Origin of the sequence: Streptomyces sp. NPDC005262 (assembly GCF_042872425.1) — a bacterium.
Classification (GTDB): Bacteria; Actinomycetota; Actinomycetes; order Streptomycetales; family Streptomycetaceae; genus Streptomyces.
Map to the genome: position 1 here is coordinate 99,552 of NZ_JBIAKK010000017.1, position 14,259 is coordinate 113,810.

General features: G+C 69.4%; 15 protein-coding genes. 9 read left to right on the forward strand and 6 right to left on the reverse strand.

Annotated features, from left to right (window positions below):
- Nucleotides 1-4: 4 nt before the first annotated feature.
- Entirely contained in the window at nucleotides 5-1,231 is a 1,227-nt protein-coding gene (locus ACFYP5_RS31450) for an acyl-CoA dehydrogenase family protein (RefSeq protein WP_389042202.1), read from the reverse strand.
- A 425-nt stretch (nucleotides 1,232-1,656) separates the two neighbouring features.
- Between ACFYP5_RS31450 and ACFYP5_RS31455 the strand changes: the two genes are divergently transcribed.
- The 6 genes from ACFYP5_RS31455 (at nucleotide 1,657) to ACFYP5_RS31480 (ending at nucleotide 8,634) form a co-directional block, all read left to right on the forward strand.
- On the forward strand, nucleotides 1,657-5,661 hold the full coding sequence (locus tag ACFYP5_RS31455; protein ID WP_389042203.1) for a CHAT domain-containing protein: 4,005 nt from the start codon (nucleotides 1,657-1,659) through the stop codon (nucleotides 5,659-5,661).
- A gap of 60 nt (nucleotides 5,662-5,721) precedes the next feature.
- Nucleotides 5,722-6,000, forward strand: coding sequence for a hypothetical protein (locus ACFYP5_RS31460; protein WP_389042205.1), 279 nt, complete (start codon nucleotides 5,722-5,724; stop codon nucleotides 5,998-6,000).
- 6 nt (nucleotides 6,001-6,006) lie between these two features.
- Nucleotides 6,007-6,777, forward strand: a complete 771-nt coding sequence (locus ACFYP5_RS31465; RefSeq protein WP_389042207.1) for a DUF6338 family protein — start codon at nucleotides 6,007-6,009, stop codon at nucleotides 6,775-6,777.
- A 217-nt stretch (nucleotides 6,778-6,994) separates the two neighbouring features.
- Nucleotides 6,995-7,654: an alpha/beta hydrolase gene (locus tag ACFYP5_RS31470; RefSeq protein WP_389042209.1), complete on the forward strand. Its 660-nt coding sequence runs from the start codon at nucleotides 6,995-6,997 to the stop codon at nucleotides 7,652-7,654.
- 60 nt (nucleotides 7,655-7,714) lie between these two features.
- A complete protein-coding gene (locus ACFYP5_RS31475) occupies nucleotides 7,715-8,128 on the forward strand; it encodes a hypothetical protein (RefSeq protein ID WP_389042210.1) in 414 nt (137 codons plus the stop codon).
- A 323-nt stretch (nucleotides 8,129-8,451) separates the two neighbouring features.
- Nucleotides 8,452-8,634 carry a DUF6381 family protein gene (locus tag ACFYP5_RS31480; RefSeq protein WP_352267134.1) on the forward strand — a complete coding sequence of 61 codons (183 nt, stop codon included), beginning with the start codon at nucleotides 8,452-8,454 and terminating at the stop codon, nucleotides 8,632-8,634.
- A gap of 155 nt (nucleotides 8,635-8,789) precedes the next feature.
- Here ACFYP5_RS31480 and ACFYP5_RS31485 read toward each other — a convergent pair whose 3' ends face one another.
- Nucleotides 8,790-9,149 (reverse strand): peptidoglycan-binding protein, encoded by a 360-nt coding sequence (locus ACFYP5_RS31485; protein WP_389042321.1) that lies wholly within the window; start codon nucleotides 9,147-9,149, stop codon nucleotides 8,790-8,792.
- Nucleotides 9,150-9,292: 143 nt separating this feature from the next.
- A complete protein-coding gene (locus ACFYP5_RS31490; protein ID WP_389042212.1) occupies nucleotides 9,293-9,850 on the reverse strand; it encodes a TetR/AcrR family transcriptional regulator in 558 nt (185 codons plus the stop codon).
- 128 nt (nucleotides 9,851-9,978) lie between these two features.
- On the opposite strand from ACFYP5_RS31490, the gene ACFYP5_RS31495 reads away from it, so the two are divergent.
- Together ACFYP5_RS31495 and ACFYP5_RS31500 are read left to right on the forward strand one after the other, a co-directional pair.
- On the forward strand, nucleotides 9,979-10,290 hold the full coding sequence (locus ACFYP5_RS31495) for a hypothetical protein (RefSeq protein WP_389042213.1): 312 nt from the start codon (nucleotides 9,979-9,981) through the stop codon (nucleotides 10,288-10,290).
- Nucleotides 10,291-10,351: 61 nt separating this feature from the next.
- Nucleotides 10,352-11,413 (forward strand): hypothetical protein, encoded by a 1,062-nt coding sequence (locus ACFYP5_RS31500; protein WP_389042215.1) that lies wholly within the window; start codon nucleotides 10,352-10,354, stop codon nucleotides 11,411-11,413.
- A gap of 57 nt (nucleotides 11,414-11,470) precedes the next feature.
- Here ACFYP5_RS31500 and ACFYP5_RS31505 read toward each other — a convergent pair whose 3' ends face one another.
- The 3 genes from ACFYP5_RS31505 to ACFYP5_RS31515 all read right to left on the reverse strand — a co-directional run bounded on the left by ACFYP5_RS31505 (nucleotide 11,471) and on the right by ACFYP5_RS31515 (nucleotide 13,198).
- Nucleotides 11,471-12,205 (reverse strand): HAD family hydrolase, encoded by a 735-nt coding sequence (locus ACFYP5_RS31505; RefSeq protein WP_389042217.1) that lies wholly within the window; start codon nucleotides 12,203-12,205, stop codon nucleotides 11,471-11,473.
- A 61-nt stretch (nucleotides 12,206-12,266) separates the two neighbouring features.
- Entirely contained in the window at nucleotides 12,267-12,707 is a 441-nt protein-coding gene (locus ACFYP5_RS31510; protein WP_389042218.1) for a CBS domain-containing protein, read from the reverse strand.
- Between the two features lie 188 nt (nucleotides 12,708-12,895).
- A complete protein-coding gene (locus tag ACFYP5_RS31515; protein ID WP_389042220.1) occupies nucleotides 12,896-13,198 on the reverse strand; it encodes a hypothetical protein in 303 nt (100 codons plus the stop codon).
- A 286-nt stretch (nucleotides 13,199-13,484) separates the two neighbouring features.
- Here ACFYP5_RS31515 and ACFYP5_RS31520 point away from each other — a divergent pair, with 286 nt between their 5' ends.
- The gene (locus tag ACFYP5_RS31520; protein ID WP_389042222.1) at nucleotides 13,485-14,222 is read left to right on the forward strand and encodes a DUF1684 domain-containing protein; all 738 of its coding nucleotides are present in this window, start codon (nucleotides 13,485-13,487) and stop codon (nucleotides 14,220-14,222) included.
- The last annotated feature ends 37 nt before the right edge of the window (nucleotides 14,223-14,259 follow it).

Here is a 14,259-nt window from a genome sequence, read left to right on the forward strand (position 1 = left end):
TTCTTCACCTCACGAAGGCGCTCAGGCCGCCGGTCACGGCACGTCCGACGATCAGGGTCTGGATCTCCCGCGTGCCCTCGTACGAGTAGATGGCCTCGGCATCGGCGACGAATCGGCCGATCTTGTAGTCGAGGATGATGCCGTTGCCGGCCAGCAGTTCCCGCGCCCACCCCACGTTCTCGCGCATCCGCACGGTGCAGTAGGCCTTCGCCAGGGCGGACTGCTCGTCCCGGTACACGCCGGCGTCCTGCAACTGGGCCAGGCGCGCCATCATCCCGCACGAGGCCGTGGCATTGCCGAGCATCTTCACCAGCAGGTCCTGCACGAGCTGGAAGCTCCCGATCGGGCGCCCGAACTGCTCGCGCACCTTCGCGTACTGCAGGGCGATCTCGTAGGCGCCGAACATCACTCCCACCGCCTCCCACGCCACGCCGCTGCGCGTCTGGCGCAGGATCTTGGCGGTGTCCTTGAACGAGTTCGCGTTCTGCAGCCGGTTGGCCTCCGGGACGCGGCAGCCGTCGAGCACGATGTCGGCGTTCTGCACGATCCGCAGCGCCATCTTGTTCTCGATCTTCGTCGCGGTGAACCCGGGGGTGTCCTTCTCCACGACGAAGCCCAGCACGTGCTTCGTCTCGACGTCGCGGGCCCAGATGACGACCAGGTCGGCGAAGGTCGCGTTTCCGATCCACCGCTTCGCGCCGTCGAGGATCCATACGTCGCCGTCGCGGCGCGCGGTCGTCCGCAGGCCGCCGGCGACGTCTGAGCCGCCGTGCGGCTCGGTCAACCCGAAGGCGCCGATCTTCTCGAAGCGGCTCATCGCCGGCAGCCATCGCCGCTTCTGTTCGTCGGAACCGCAGGTGAGGATGGTGCCCATGGCCAGACCTGTGTGCACGCCGGCGAACGTCGCCACGGACGCGTCGACATGCGCCAGCTCCAGCGCGATGAAGCCCGCGAGGAGGTTGCTCGGCCTGGATTCCGGGGAGTCCGGGTCGGCCCAGTCCATCAAGCCGAGCTTCCCGAAGCTCTCGACCAGCTGGAAGGGGAACTCGGCCCGGGCCCAGCAGTCGTCGACGATCGGGGCGACCTGCGTGCGGAGGAACGCGCGAAGGGACTCGACCTTCTCCCGCTCGCTGTCCGACAGCAGTTCCTCGTAGGCGTAGAAGTCGGCGGGCAGCAGCCCTGCATCCAGGTAGGGACCGGACGGTGTCGGCAAAGCCGTCGTGCCGCTCATGGCAGTCTCCCTCAAGCGCTGTGGGGCGTGGCCCGGGGATCTGCGCCCGTCAGCGCTCTCCGTGCCCGGCGTTTCTGTTCTCGGATGTGATTAGACGCGGATCCGGAGCCGGTCCCCCGGACCCGGACCGCCCGTGTCGCCACGGACCACCCCACTGGCCCGTGGAGGTGAGGCGGTGTCAGTGGTGTTGCTGCTTTCCGGTCGGCCGTTTCGACCGAGTATGTGAGCCGGACAGTCGTCCGTCCGGTCAGCTCGGCCGGGCCGAGTGCAACTCGGGCGGCCGCGCATCCGGCGGCATCTCGCGGCGATCGCCGGCGTGGGCCGGGTGCGACGCGAAGCGGCGGAGGGCGATGCCGGCGACGGCCCCGGTCCTGTCATGTCCGGTGCTAGCGTCTGAGGGAAGTTCCGGGACACGGGGGAACCGAATGCAGGAACTGAATCGGCTCACCACGCTGCGGCGCCGGATCGTCCGGTACGAGCAGGGCGCGCGCGACGCGGTGACCGACCCGGTGGCAGTGACCGCCGCCGAGGAACTGTTGGCCCAGGCACCTCGACTGGATCTGGAGGCGGCCGCCGTACTGGCCTGGTTCTACTGGTATCTGCGTCTGGAGGTTGCCGGGCACGCACACGAGGAGGCGACAGGCGCCGCTGTGCGACTGTTCTTCCGGGTGCGCGACCTGGATCCTGATGCGGTGCTGCCCCCGCTCATGGAGCAGCAGTACGCGGCCCGTTCCGCCGCCCGGGAGCTGGACACGGCCCTGGCAGCGGCGCTCGCACGCGATGCCTCGCACAGACGGGATCCGGACGCGATGTATTGGGCGATCGCGGTCCTGACCGAGGCCGAGGTGCTGGCCGTCGAGGCCGGCGCGCACGCCGACCGCGTGGTCTACCGGTGCCTGCGCGGTCATCAGCTGTGCGCGCTGTACGAAGTGCTCGGCCGGGCTGAGGACCTGGACGGAGCTGTCGCCGATCTGAGCGACGCGGTGCGGCATGCCCCCGACGACCCGGTGACGGCGGCCGTGATGCGCGGTTACCTGGGCCGGGCCCTCTTACGACGCCATCAACTGCACGGCCGGCCGGAGGACCTGGAGGCGGCGTCGGCCGAGCTGCGCCAGGCCCACCGAGGGCTGGCCCCCCTCGGTCCGGACGACCCCGAGTGGGTCGCGCCCGCCCAGAATCTCGGCGCCGCTCTGCTTCTGGCCGGTCACCACGAGGAGGCGGCGGCCGTTCTGCGGCGCCTGCTCACCGTCCACCCTCAAGGCAGTCCCGAGGCGGCACAGACGCACCACATGCTCGGCAGCGCCTGCCGAGCGCTTTACCTCGGACACCATCGTCGACAGGACCTCGACGACTGCGTGCTCAGCCTGCGGGCCGCCTACGGCACGTCGTCGTCCGCGCCCGGGGCCGCACGGATGGGGGCCGAAGTCGCTCAGCTGCTCGCGGCCACGCTGCTCGACCTGTACCGCGTCGACGGGGAAGGCCGGTACCTCGAGGAGGCCGCCCGGACAGTCGGCGAGTGTCTGGAGCGTGAGGACAGGACAGAGGCGCGTATGCGGCTTCTGGTCCGCCGGTCGGAGGTGCACTACGCGGCTTACCATCACACCGGGGACCGCGACGAGTTGGATGCCGCCATCGCCACCGCCGACGAGATTCTCCTCGAAGCCGCAGCCGACGCCGATGCCTCGCTCTCCGTGCGATGGGAGTCCGCCATCGGCCCGACGCTGGCGCAGGCCCTGTGCGACAGGTTCCGTCTGGAGCCGGATCCGAATGACCTCGACCTCGCTGTCCGGACGGCACAGGACGGCGTGGAGCGGTCGGCCGAGGACGGTCGCAGCATGGCCGAATGTGCGTCCCAGCTGCTCGTCCTCGGCTACGCGCTCACACTTCGCGGGGAAGCATCCGGTTCACCATCGGACATGGACCACGCCGTCGAGGCCCTCGACGAAGCCCTCGCCCTCCTTCCTGCCGACGCACCGATGCGCGCTCGCACCCACGCCGAGCTGGGTAACGCGCTGCGGGCCCGTGCGGCGGTCTCCGGGGACGTCGGTGACCTCGACGCCTCGATCGCCGCGTACCGTGAGGCCGCTGCGGCCGACGTCGACCACTTCGTTCTCACCGGGTTCGCGACCGCGCGGCTCGACCGATTCCTGCGTCGCGGCGGGCGTGCCGATCTCGACGAAGCGGTCACGCTGAGCCGCGATGCCGCACAGGCCGCTCCGGAACACGAACGGCACACCGCGCTGCACCTGGCCGGGATCGCCCTGCGGTTGCGTTTCGACCACTTCGGCGACCTGATGGACCTGGCCGAGGCGATCGAGACAGGTGGACAGGCCGTGCGGGCGATACCGCCCCGCCATACGCTGCGCCCCGCCTATCTGTCGAACCTGGCACTGGCTCACAGCAACCAATTCCATGAGCTGGCCTCCCCGCTCGACCTGGACGGCTCGTACAGCATGTCGGCCGATGAGACCGATTTGCTGACGTACGACATCGACATGTCGATCAGCCTGTTGCGTGAGGCGGTTGACGGCGTTCCCGTCGGACACCGCTTCCGCCCGGGCCTGCTGGCGAACCTGGCGGACGCCCTGGCGGCCCGCTTCTCGGCGACCTCACGGTGGGCAGACCATCGAGCGGCGCTCACCAGCGTCGCCGACGCTCTGGAGGAGTGCCCCACGGGGCGGCCGGAGCGAGCTCAGCTTCTGCACCTGCGGGCACGGCTGCTGCTCAAGGGGGTCGACGCGCGCCCCGGGCCGGCCGCGGCAGCCGACCGGGCATCCGCCTCCGAAACGCTGCGGGAGGCCGCTGAGGCGGCGACGGCTTCGCCCCTGTTGCGTATGACAGTACTGCGTGAGCTGGCTGAGCAGGCCCCCGAACCGTCCCTCGCCCTGGCCGCCTACGAACAGGCGATGGCCTGTGTCCCCCTGATCGCCTGGCACGGCCTCGGCCGTCGTGACCGCGAGCGGCACCTGACCCGGATCGGACCCCTTACCCAGGAGGCCGCCGCCGTGGCCCTGGACGCCGGCCGTCCGGAACGGGCCGTCGAACTGCTGGAGCACGGCCGAGCCATCCTGTGGAGGCAGTCCCTCGACATCGATCCCGACCTGGACGCGGTACGCCGGACGGCGCCCGAACTCGCCGAACGGCTGGACCAGGTGCGCACCCGCCTGCTTGCCCTGGACGCCGGACCGAAGAGCCTGAACACCCCAGGTGACCATGCGGACCTGCGCACGGACCTGGCCCGCGACTGGGACGCGCTGTGCGAGGAGGTACGACATGTCCCCGGATGCGGAGACTTCCTGCTCCCGCCCGGCTTCGCCCACCTGCGCACCGCCGCCCGGAACGGCACAGTCGTCCTGATCAATGTCGCCGAACGCCGAAGCGATGCCCTGGCGCTGACCCCGGACGGGCTGACGGTGATCCCTCTGCCGCAGCTCAGTCCGGACGTCGTGCAGCAACGCGTGACCACGTACATGAGCGCTCTCGAATCGCACGAATACGTGGATCTGCTGCTGGCTCTTGACATGGAGCGCGACGCGGACGGACAACTCGACCTGCTCGGCCTGATGATGAGGGACGTCCTGAACTGGCTGTGGGACGATGCCGTCGAACCCGTCCTGGACGCGCTCGGCCACACCGGCGAGCCGACCGAAGGCGCCTGGCCGCGGGTGTGGTGGTGCCCTGCGGGCCCGCTGACCTTCCTGCCGTTCCACGCCGCGGGCCGCTACCACCCCGGACCCCGGCCGGGGGCCTGCGTACTGGACCGGGTCGTATCCTCCTACACACCGACACTGCGCGCCCTGATCAAGGCCCGTACGCGCCCGTCTTCCCGGCCCGGGCGGCGCCGGATGCTGCTTGTGGCGATGCCGGAGACACCTGGTCGGCCACCCCTCCCGGACGCGGAAGAGGACGTCGAGGCCGTGAGCGCCTTCTTTCCCGACCGGACCAGCGTCATGGTCGGCCCCGAGGCCACTCGGGATGCCGTGCGCCGAGCGCTGGGCGACCACAGCTGGGCACACATCACCTGCCACGGTGACCTGGACCCTCTCGACCCTTCGCACAGCGGGTTGCGACTGCACGACGGGACGCTGACCGTCGCCGATCTGGGCCGACTGCGTCTGGACGACGCGGAGTTCGCCTTCCTGTCCAGCTGCAGTACGGCGCTCACCGGCTACGGTCAGCCCGACGAGGCGATCCACATCGCCGCCGCGCTCCAGTTCGCCGGATACCGCCACGTGGTGGCCACGATGTGGACGGTGCTCGGCCGCTACGCTGGTTTCGTCGCCGACCATCTGTACAACTCCCTCTCCAGTAAAGGTGAGTTGGCATCCGAGGAATGCGCGCTCGCACTCCACTACGCTGTGCGGGAGCTGCGTGCCCAGCCGGGTATGGAACTGGCGATCTGGACACCCTTCATCCACACCGGCCCGTGAGGTCCAACGGTCTGCACTGCGGCTCACGAGCCGAAAAAGAGGATCGGTAGGCACGTTCGCATGATGCGCAAGGAGGCACTGATGGTGGGCGATGACGCGGGAGCCGGCGCCACCACTTCCACCCCGTCACCGAAGCCGCGCGGACGGCGGCCGCTCACCAGCCCACGCGAGGAGCTCCTCAACGGCCCCAAGCATGGCGGCCAGGCCGTGATCGCCGGCGTGGGACTGCCTGCACCGGCTTCCGGCATCCCTGACGCACCGGCCGGCGCGTCCGACAGCACGACGGCAGACGGTGCCGGGCGGCAGGGGGAGCACCGTACGGACGACGCGGAGAGCTGAGGAGCCATGCCCAGTTCCCTTCTCGGACTGGCTCTCTTCGTCGTCTGCCTGGTCCCGGGATTCATCTATGCGGCAGCCCGCGACGTGCGCCTGCCCGAGCGCACCTCGTCCGCGTTCCGCGAGACCACCCGCGTCGTGCTGGCCAGCCTCGCTTTCGACGGGATCGCCCTCGCGGTATTCGCGCTGATCCGTACGGCGGCACCCGGCCCCACCCCCGACACCGGACGCCTCGTGCGCGAGGGCTGGGCCTATGTGCGCTACGACTACGGGCAGTTGACGCTGTGGTCCTGCGCACTGCTCGTCGCTGCGTCCGCTGCCGCGCTCGCCGCCGCCCAGCTGCTGCCGCGCGGTCCGGGCCCGCTGTCGGTCGAGTCGTCGTGGTGGCTGCTGTTCGGCCGTTACCCGGCACTCACCGGGGCGAAGTGCACGTACGTCGGCTGCGAACTCGTCGACGGATCGTATCTGGCCGGCGTGCTCAAGCACTTCGCACACCAGGCCGAGGAGACGGGTGACCGCGAATTGGCCCTGGTCGCTCCCCTGCAATACCGGTCTCACGCCGGGGCGCCCTCCCGACCGCTCACCGATCACCAACTGGTGTCGGTGAGCGCACGCCAGATCAAGTTCCTGACCGTGACCTATCTGGATCACATCCCCCGGCCGGGGCAGGTCCCGGGCGCCAGACCCGAGCAGGGCGAGCCCGCACGATCGATGCCGGCCGACTCGCCGACGTCCACCGCGGTTACGAGCCCCGTTCGCCGAGGGGAAGACCCGTCGTGAGGTCATCCGCTGCACCATGGACTGCACCGTCGGGCGCGTCGGACTGCGAAGGTGTTCAGCGTCGAACGTCGTATCGAGTCGCAACGGCTACGTCGCGGCACGTGAACTTCTTCGAGGCCGAGCGTTCTGCTGTCGGCCGACACCGTCGCGGCCCCGATGGCATGGACGGCCGGATCGTCACATGAAGCCGATCTTCGTTCTCGTGCACAGTCCGTCCGTGGGCCCCTCGACCTGGCGCCCCGTGGCCGAACTCCTGACGGTGGCGGGATACCAGGTACAGGTGCCGTCCTTGCTGCGCATCGGCGCCGGTGCTCCGCCGTTCTGGCCCCGGATCGTCGATGCCGTCCGGGACGACCTCCGGCAGGGACCGGCCGGCAGCCCTGTCACGCTGGTGGCACACAGCAATGCAGGCTTGTTTCTCCCGGCGATCCGCTCGGGCCTCGACCATCCGGTGACCAGCTCGATCTTCGTCGATGCCGCGTTGCCGGCCCTGGTGGGGGCGACCCCTGTCGCCTCACCAGAATTGCTGGAGTTTCTCGGCCCGATGGCCGTGAACGGCAGGCTTCCACGTTGGACCGACTGGTGGGACGAGGAAGACGTCGCGCCCATGTTCTCCGATCCGGCGATGCGACAGACCTTCAGCGAGGAGCAGCCCACCCTGCCGCTTTCCTACTACGAGCAGCACGTCCCGGTCCCCGACGGCTGGGACGACCATCCCTGCTCCTACTTGCTGTTCGGCCCTCCGTACGACGAACTTGCCGCCGAGGCGCGCGAACGCGGCTGGCGTGTGGCACACCTGCCCGGCGCACACCTCCATCAGATCGTCGATCCTGCCGGCACATCTCGGCACCTCGTCGAACTCGCCACCACGACGTGATCCACTTCCGACTGACGCCTGAGCGCCGCCACCCACGCGAGCCCGTTCGAAGGAACCCGCATGAGCCGGATGTCCGGCACCGTCAAGTCCGCCCGCGCCCTGCTCCTCGTCGTGGGTGCGGGAAACATCGTCGCCGCCCTGTGGCTCGTATGGGCTGCTGCCACCCTGCAGACCGGTGCCATGGGGCAGGTGGTGATCGGCCTGCTCCTCCTCGCGGCGCTCCCGTTCGGAGCGCTTGCCGCAGCCGCGATCGTCAGCGCCGCGAAGTTCACCACCGGCGGCCACCGCGTCCGTATCGGCGCAGTTGGCATCGGCTCATTGATTCTCGTCGGCTCATTGATCACCGCCGGCACCGCCATCAGCGCGAAGCTGCACAACGGCGCGTGGGGCGTTGACGTCGTAGCCGGCGCTCTCGTGATCGTCCTCTCGACCAAACGGGACGCCAGAGACTGGTTCGACCGTCCGCGCCAGTAGCGGAGACGCCGGCCCATGGCCTGCGACGGGTCGCACTCGGAGGACCTCACCGGCGTACCGCCGCCTCAGCGGCCAGGTCAGGATCGACACCGAGCTGCCGGGTGCCCCAGGAACGGTTGCCCGGCGTACAGGCGCAGTCGTTCGTACTGATCAACCCGCTTCCATGGGCGGCCGCTTGCGCCTCGGCGGCGGATGGGTTCGAACCCTCATGTGCGTACGCGGCCTGCGCGGATAACGGTGGGTGAGCCTTCGAGATGCGCGGGTACAGGCGCGCTGCTTCGCTGGTGTGGCCCGCTCTTCCCCGAAGACACCAAGGAGTGATCATGAGCGTTGCAGGCGAGTCCGGTGCCCGTGCCCAGCAACTTCTCCAGAAGGCACAGGAGATGGAACAGGCCGCAGAGCGTATCTCCGACCCGCAGGAGCGTCAGCGGCTGAAGGACAAGGCCCGCGAGCTCAAGCAGCAGAGCAAGCAGGCGAGCAGCGGGGACATCGACCCCACGGTGTGACAACCGTGTGTATGCGCCGGCCGGTGGCTGCCCCGCGACCTTCCAGGTGCGCGAGAGGCCATCGGCCGGTCATGTGTGCGGGCCACGCCGACGGCCCAGCTCCCTTTTTTACGCGCGATTCTCCGCGCCGGCCGTCGCGGCCGAACCTGGGCAGGTCACGTCGGATACGGGTCGTAGCAGTCCAGCGCGGGGTGGTAGAGCACCCGCCAGGTGTCCCGGTCGACGACCCCGGTCCTGCTCAGGCCGTGGCACCCCTGAATCCAGATGATCTTCTTCGCCGTGGCGGTGCCGAACACCCCGTCGACCGCGACTTTCGGAACGCCGCCCCACACGTTGCTCAGACACTGAGCCTGCTTCACGGAAGGACCGGTGCTCACGTGCGTGAGCGCGGGACGATCGATGGAGGACGTGTAGGGGCATGTCTTCTCGGCGGCAGCCGCCCCGGGCGTCGTCGTGGCCAGGGCCCCGGCGGTCAGCAGTGCTGCGCCGAGGGCCGAACACTTGCGGCGGATCATCTCGGGCACCCCTCTCCGTACGGGCCATGTGCACACCCATCCAGCATGGGGGCGCAAGCGTCGTTACGCGCATTTTCGAAATGTCGCGCCCGGGTGAGGGGCCCTGACGAACGCCGTCTCGGTGGGTGAAGGGGCCCGGCGGATCAGCTGTCGTCCGCCAGGGCCGCGTGGGCCGCGTGGAGGATCTCGTCGGACAGGGGGGAGCCGTGGGTCGCGCGGGCCAGCAGGAGGGCACCCACCAGGGTGGCCAGGCGGGCCAGGCCGTCTTCGTCGTCGGTGGCGAGCCACCGGCCGAAGTCGCGTACTCCCTCGATGTAGACGTCGTGGGCGGCGTCACCCGCGTCCCGGGCCATGTCGGCGGCGAGCGCGGCGGCGGGACAGCCGCCGCCGGCGTTGTCGCGGTGCCGGGGCGACAGGTAGTAGTCGATCAGACCTCGACGGGCGCCGTCACGCCGCCCGTCGTGCGCATCGAGCTCTGCCGCACGGCGCGCCTCCAGCTGGGCGAAGGCGTGCACGGTGGCCTCGCCGACCAGCGCGTCCTTCGACGCGAACTGCTTGTAGAAGCCGCCCTGGGTCATCCCGGCCGACTTCATCAGGTCCGCGACGCTGACGCCGGTGCCCTGTTCCCGGAACAGCCTGGAGGCGTTGGCGACCACGCGCTTCCGGTTCTCCTGTGCCTGTGCCTGTGACACGCGGCCCATCGGGCCACCTCCTCCACTTGGATGTCGGTTGCAATCTATCGTACGACCCTGTTTAGATTGTTAGTGAAATCTATTTTGGTCCGCAGCGCTCACGAAGGGTGGCCGCTGCGGCCGTCGCAGGGAGAAGCATGGGACCGAAGGACTCCGTCACCGGCGGCCACCCGCCCGGGCAAGGGGCCCACTCCGCGGCCGAGGCCGCCTCCTGGGTGCCGACCGGCTCGGTCGGCCGGGAGCTCGCTCCGCACGGCATCGCCGCATCCACCCTGCACGTCGGCCTCATGGACGTGGCCGACCACGTCCCCGCCGGTCAGAAGATCGACCCGATCTGGATGGCCACCCGGGCCCTGGACGGTCTGCGGCACGGACTCGCCGAGATCCGCGCCGACGACCTCGACCGCCAGGTCGGCCAGAGCCTGGCCACGCCGTCGGCCGCCGCCTGACGCGGCTGGGCCCCTGCGGCCTCGCGCGGTCCATCATCTTTCAGAACTCCGGAGTTACCTCATGACACCCACCGCCGGTCCCGCTTCCGCCCGCAGTGAGGAAGTGACCGCACCGCCCGGCTCCGTCCCCGGCGAGGCGTCCGCGCCGCGCCACCCGGGCCCGAGCAGTCGGCCGCCGCTGCGGACGCTGCTGCAGCCCGCGGTGATCGCCCTGGTCCTCGTCTCGGCCTTCATCAGTTGTTACGTCGGGCTGCAACGCGACCCGAAGCCGCATCAGCTGCCGGTTGCCGTCGTGGGCAGCACCCTCGCGCACAAGATGGAGCTGTCGCTCCGCGACAGCGTCGACGTACACCCCGCGGTGAGCGCGGCCGCGGCCCGCCAGGCCGTGGAACGGCACGACGTGGTGGCTGCCCTGAGCTCCCACGGTGCCGGACAGCTGAGCCTGGAGGTGGCCGGGGCGAACGGCCTCTCCACCACGGGCGCGGTCAAGAGCGTGGTGTCCGCGTACGCCGCGGGATCCGGCCAGCAGGTCACGACGACCGACGTGGTGCCGCTCGCTCCCTTCGACGGGCGGGGTCTCGCCGGGTTCTACGTGTCGTTCGGCGTCACCCTCGCCGGATTCGTCCTGGCCCAGAACGCGCTGGGCCTGGCGAACGTGCTCCACCTGCGGCACCGGTTCTGGCTGCTCACGGGCGTCTCGGTGGCGGTCGGCGCCGTTGCCGCGATCATCGCAGGCCCTGTCCTGAACGCGGTGCCCGCCCCGTTCTTCCCGCTGGCGGCCACGCTGGCGCTGCTGGCGGCCGCGGCGGCCTTCACCACGAAGCTGCTCGGCACCTACCTCGGCCCCATCGGCGTCCCGGTGGCGACGTTGCTTCTGCTTACGATCGGCAACTCCACCAGCGGCGCCACCATCAGCTCAGACCTGTTGCCGGCCGCGGCCCGTGCCGTCTCCGCCCTGTTGCCGCCCGGCGCGGCGGTACGGGCGGTGAGCGATCTGAGTTACTTCGACGGTGCCCACGCAGGAGCGCCGCTGCTCACGCTCGCCCTCTGGGCGGTGCTGTCGGCCGTGCTCGTGGGCGTCAAGTCCCGTCTGCGCCCCACCCGCCCCGCAGCGCACGCCTGATCTCCCTGCTCCCTCTCCGGGCGATGGCCGCCCGGAGAGGGATTGACGGGACAGCCCTCAGGCGGAACCCTTTCGAAGCAGGGCAGGAAGTTCGTGAAGGGAAGTGATCTCGTGTGACGGCGGGCTCAGCACGGGGTCGCGCGCCACGCGGGAACGGTTCAGCCATATCGAGGCACCCAGGCCCGCGTTGAGGGCTCCGCCGACATCGGTCACCAGACTGTCGCCCACGTGGCAGACATCGGCGGGCTCGAGACCCATGCGTTCGAGAGTGATCTCGAAAATCCTCGGATCGGGCTTGGACACGGCTACCTCGCCCGAGATCACGGTGAGGTCCAGGAACCTGTCCAGCCCGGTCGCCATGATCTTGTCCCGCTGCGCGTCGCCAGGGCCGTTGGTGACGAGCCCCAGCCGGTACGCGGCGCTGCGCAACTCACTCAGCGTGTTCACCACGTCTTCGAACAGGACGTAGCGCCGACGACGCTGCCGCTTGTATTCATCGGTCGCAGGACCGGCGAGTTCGGTGTGCCCGCACTCGTCGAGTGCCTGCCCCCAGCACTCCCTCCAGATGGAATCGGCATCCGGGATCCGGCCGGGCGGGTGCTGTGCCCCCTCCCCGCCCGACCGCATGTGGTCGAGATAGCGGCGTGTATAGGCGTCGTCGAGCGCGTCGGTATCGAGGTCGGGGGCGGACCCGGCCAGTACGTCGCACACCGCCCGCACAGTCGCCCTCCAAGCGGGCGTGCCGTAGTCGAGCAGAGTTGCGTCGAGGTCTAGCAATACCGCCTGGATCATGCGCAGAGCATACGCACCGCCCGCGTCATGAGAAGCCTGTGGTGCGGCGGCAGTTGAGCTGCTACGTCTGAGCGGTCGCGTACACGCAGCTCACGAATTCAGCGATCTGTTCATCGCTCAGGTTCTTCGCGAGATCGGCCTCCGTGATCATGCCGACCAGTCGGTGGCCGCCCTTCACGTCGATCACCGGCAGTCGCTTGATCTGATGTTGCTCCATGGTCGTCAGGACATCGGCGGCGTCCGCTTCGGCATCGATCCAGTGGATCTTGGCATTGAGGGATCCGGCCTGCACGGTTGCCGGGTCGATGCCCTCGGCGCAGCACTTGACGACGATGTCCCGGTCGGTGATCAAGCCGGTGAGCCTGTTGTTGTCTCCGCAGATGGGAAGGCAGCCGACACCCAGATCACGCATCGTCTTCGCCACCTCGAGCAACGACTCGTGTGCGCCGACGCACTGCACGCCACCGGTCATGATGTCTCGGGCCAGCAGCTTCTCGGACATGATGTCCTCCCGTCCTCGACCGGCGTGTTTCCCTGTCTTCGATCACAACACGAATGGCTCAGCCCCGCTTGCCGGCTGCGTCGGCGAGGTAGTGGATCCCGAGTGACCGCGAGCGGACCCGGCCAGGGCGCGGCCTGTGTGAGGGCGGTCCGGCGACCCTGCGTCGTAGTCAGCGCCTGACGCGCTGACTACGACGGCTCCACCTGACCGAAGCCCACCTCGAAATGCTCGACCGAGGCGACGCGCTGACCTTCCCTGTGCGCAACCTCCTCGCGGAGCCGGGCGGCACTGTCCTCGCTGGCCTGCATGGCCTCCTCGTCCTCCCACAGAGTCAGTGACGCAGCCTTCCCCGAGGCCCGGTCGACGAGGTAGAACACGCCGCGGAAGCCTGAAGCCTCCTGGATCTGCTGGAGAGTCGCTTCCCAGTTCGCCGTCAGGTCTCCCTCTGCAGGAACCGGTGAACCCTGGTAGGTGCTCAGCCTCGCGAACATGGCTGCCACCCCTTTCCTGGCCGACTGCCGGTCGGGCGGACAGGCAGCTTCAGGACCAGCGTGCTCCGGAGCACCGCGTGTCGCATGCCGAGCAACCCGGGATGCTCCTTCCGGGGGTGGCACGGTGCGCTTTCTGGGCTCCGACCTGCCGGAACAGGCAGACCCATCTCGGCCAGTGGCTCGAATTTGACATTAGCTTGCCTTATGAAAGATAAAGAAGGTCCTTTGGGCTGAACTTCACGCAGCGTGATATTCGACGTGTGGCAGCCGCCGACCGTCTACGCGAATGAGTAAAGCCGTGTCCCACGCCGCCGTCCCGGACCAGCCGACCGACCCCGCCGCGGACTGGGAGGCATGGCGCGCCGAGCGGCGGCGCTCCATCACTTCGCCCTCCGGGAACCTCGCCCTCGTGGAGACCCGCTGGGCCCCGGCCGGTGAGCACCCCGACCTCGATGCGGCCCGTGCCGGACAGCCGGAGAACGTGGCCGTCACCACGGTCCAGCGCACCGACCTCGTCACCGGCGAGCCGGAGCACGGTCTGCGCCTCTGGGACGCCAAGTCGCCCGCGATCCAGAACTTCGACCGCACCGATGTCTTCGCGTACGACCCGGCGTGGGTACTGGAGGCCTCGTACACCCCGGTGCCGGGCGCCCGGCGGGTCGGTTTCGAGCACATCCGTGACAATGGCGGTACCCGTGACCTCGCCGTGCCGGGTGACATCGCGCTCACCCTGGACGGACAGGAGTACGTGCTGAGCGCCTTCGACGACGACGGCACCCTGCTGCTCGTCTTCGGTGACCCCACCAACGGCGACACCACCTACGGCGCCGGGCGCTTCCTCTTCGTCACCCACACCGGCGAGGGCCGTGTCCTCCTCGACTTCAATCGCGCCTTCGTGCCGCCGTGCGGATTCTCCGACCAGTACAACTGTCCGATGCCGCCGCGGCAGAACCGTTTCCACCTGCCCGTCGAGGCCGGTGAGAAGCTCCCCGTCTTCCGTGACGGCTTCCTCGCGCAGCACTGATCAACCCCGTACTCCCGCCTCGCAGCACGAAAGCGCG

Excerpts from the sequence above, each read along its gene's own strand:
- ACFYP5_RS31450 (WP_389042202.1), bottom strand. The coding sequence starts at position 1,231 with ATGAGCGGCACGACGGCTTTGCCGACACCGTCCGGTCCCTACCTGGAT.
- ACFYP5_RS31520 (WP_389042222.1), top strand. The coding sequence starts at position 13,485 with ATGAGTAAAGCCGTGTCCCACGCCGCCGTCCCGGACCAGCCGACCGAC.
- ACFYP5_RS31500 (WP_389042215.1), top strand. The coding sequence starts at position 10,352 with ATGACACCCACCGCCGGTCCCGCTTCCGCCCGCAGTGAGGAAGTGACC.
- ACFYP5_RS31510 (WP_389042218.1), bottom strand. The coding sequence starts at position 12,707 with ATGTCCGAGAAGCTGCTGGCCCGAGACATCATGACCGGTGGCGTGCAG.
- ACFYP5_RS31475 (WP_389042210.1), top strand. The coding sequence starts at position 7,715 with ATGAGCCGGATGTCCGGCACCGTCAAGTCCGCCCGCGCCCTGCTCCTC.
- ACFYP5_RS31515 (WP_389042220.1), bottom strand. The coding sequence starts at position 13,198 with ATGTTCGCGAGGCTGAGCACCTACCAGGGTTCACCGGTTCCTGCAGAG.
- ACFYP5_RS31455 (WP_389042203.1), top strand. The coding sequence starts at position 1,657 with ATGCAGGAACTGAATCGGCTCACCACGCTGCGGCGCCGGATCGTCCGG.
- ACFYP5_RS31480 (WP_352267134.1), top strand. The coding sequence starts at position 8,452 with ATGAGCGTTGCAGGCGAGTCCGGTGCCCGTGCCCAGCAACTTCTCCAG.
- ACFYP5_RS31495 (WP_389042213.1), top strand. The coding sequence starts at position 9,979 with ATGGGACCGAAGGACTCCGTCACCGGCGGCCACCCGCCCGGGCAAGGG.
- ACFYP5_RS31490 (WP_389042212.1), bottom strand. The coding sequence starts at position 9,850 with ATGGGCCGCGTGTCACAGGCACAGGCACAGGAGAACCGGAAGCGCGTG.
- ACFYP5_RS31505 (WP_389042217.1), bottom strand. The coding sequence starts at position 12,205 with ATGATCCAGGCGGTATTGCTAGACCTCGACGCAACTCTGCTCGACTAC.
- ACFYP5_RS31460 (WP_389042205.1), top strand. The coding sequence starts at position 5,722 with ATGATGCGCAAGGAGGCACTGATGGTGGGCGATGACGCGGGAGCCGGC.
- ACFYP5_RS31465 (WP_389042207.1), top strand. The coding sequence starts at position 6,007 with ATGCCCAGTTCCCTTCTCGGACTGGCTCTCTTCGTCGTCTGCCTGGTC.
- ACFYP5_RS31485 (WP_389042321.1), bottom strand. The coding sequence starts at position 9,149 with ATGATCCGCCGCAAGTGTTCGGCCCTCGGCGCAGCACTGCTGACCGCC.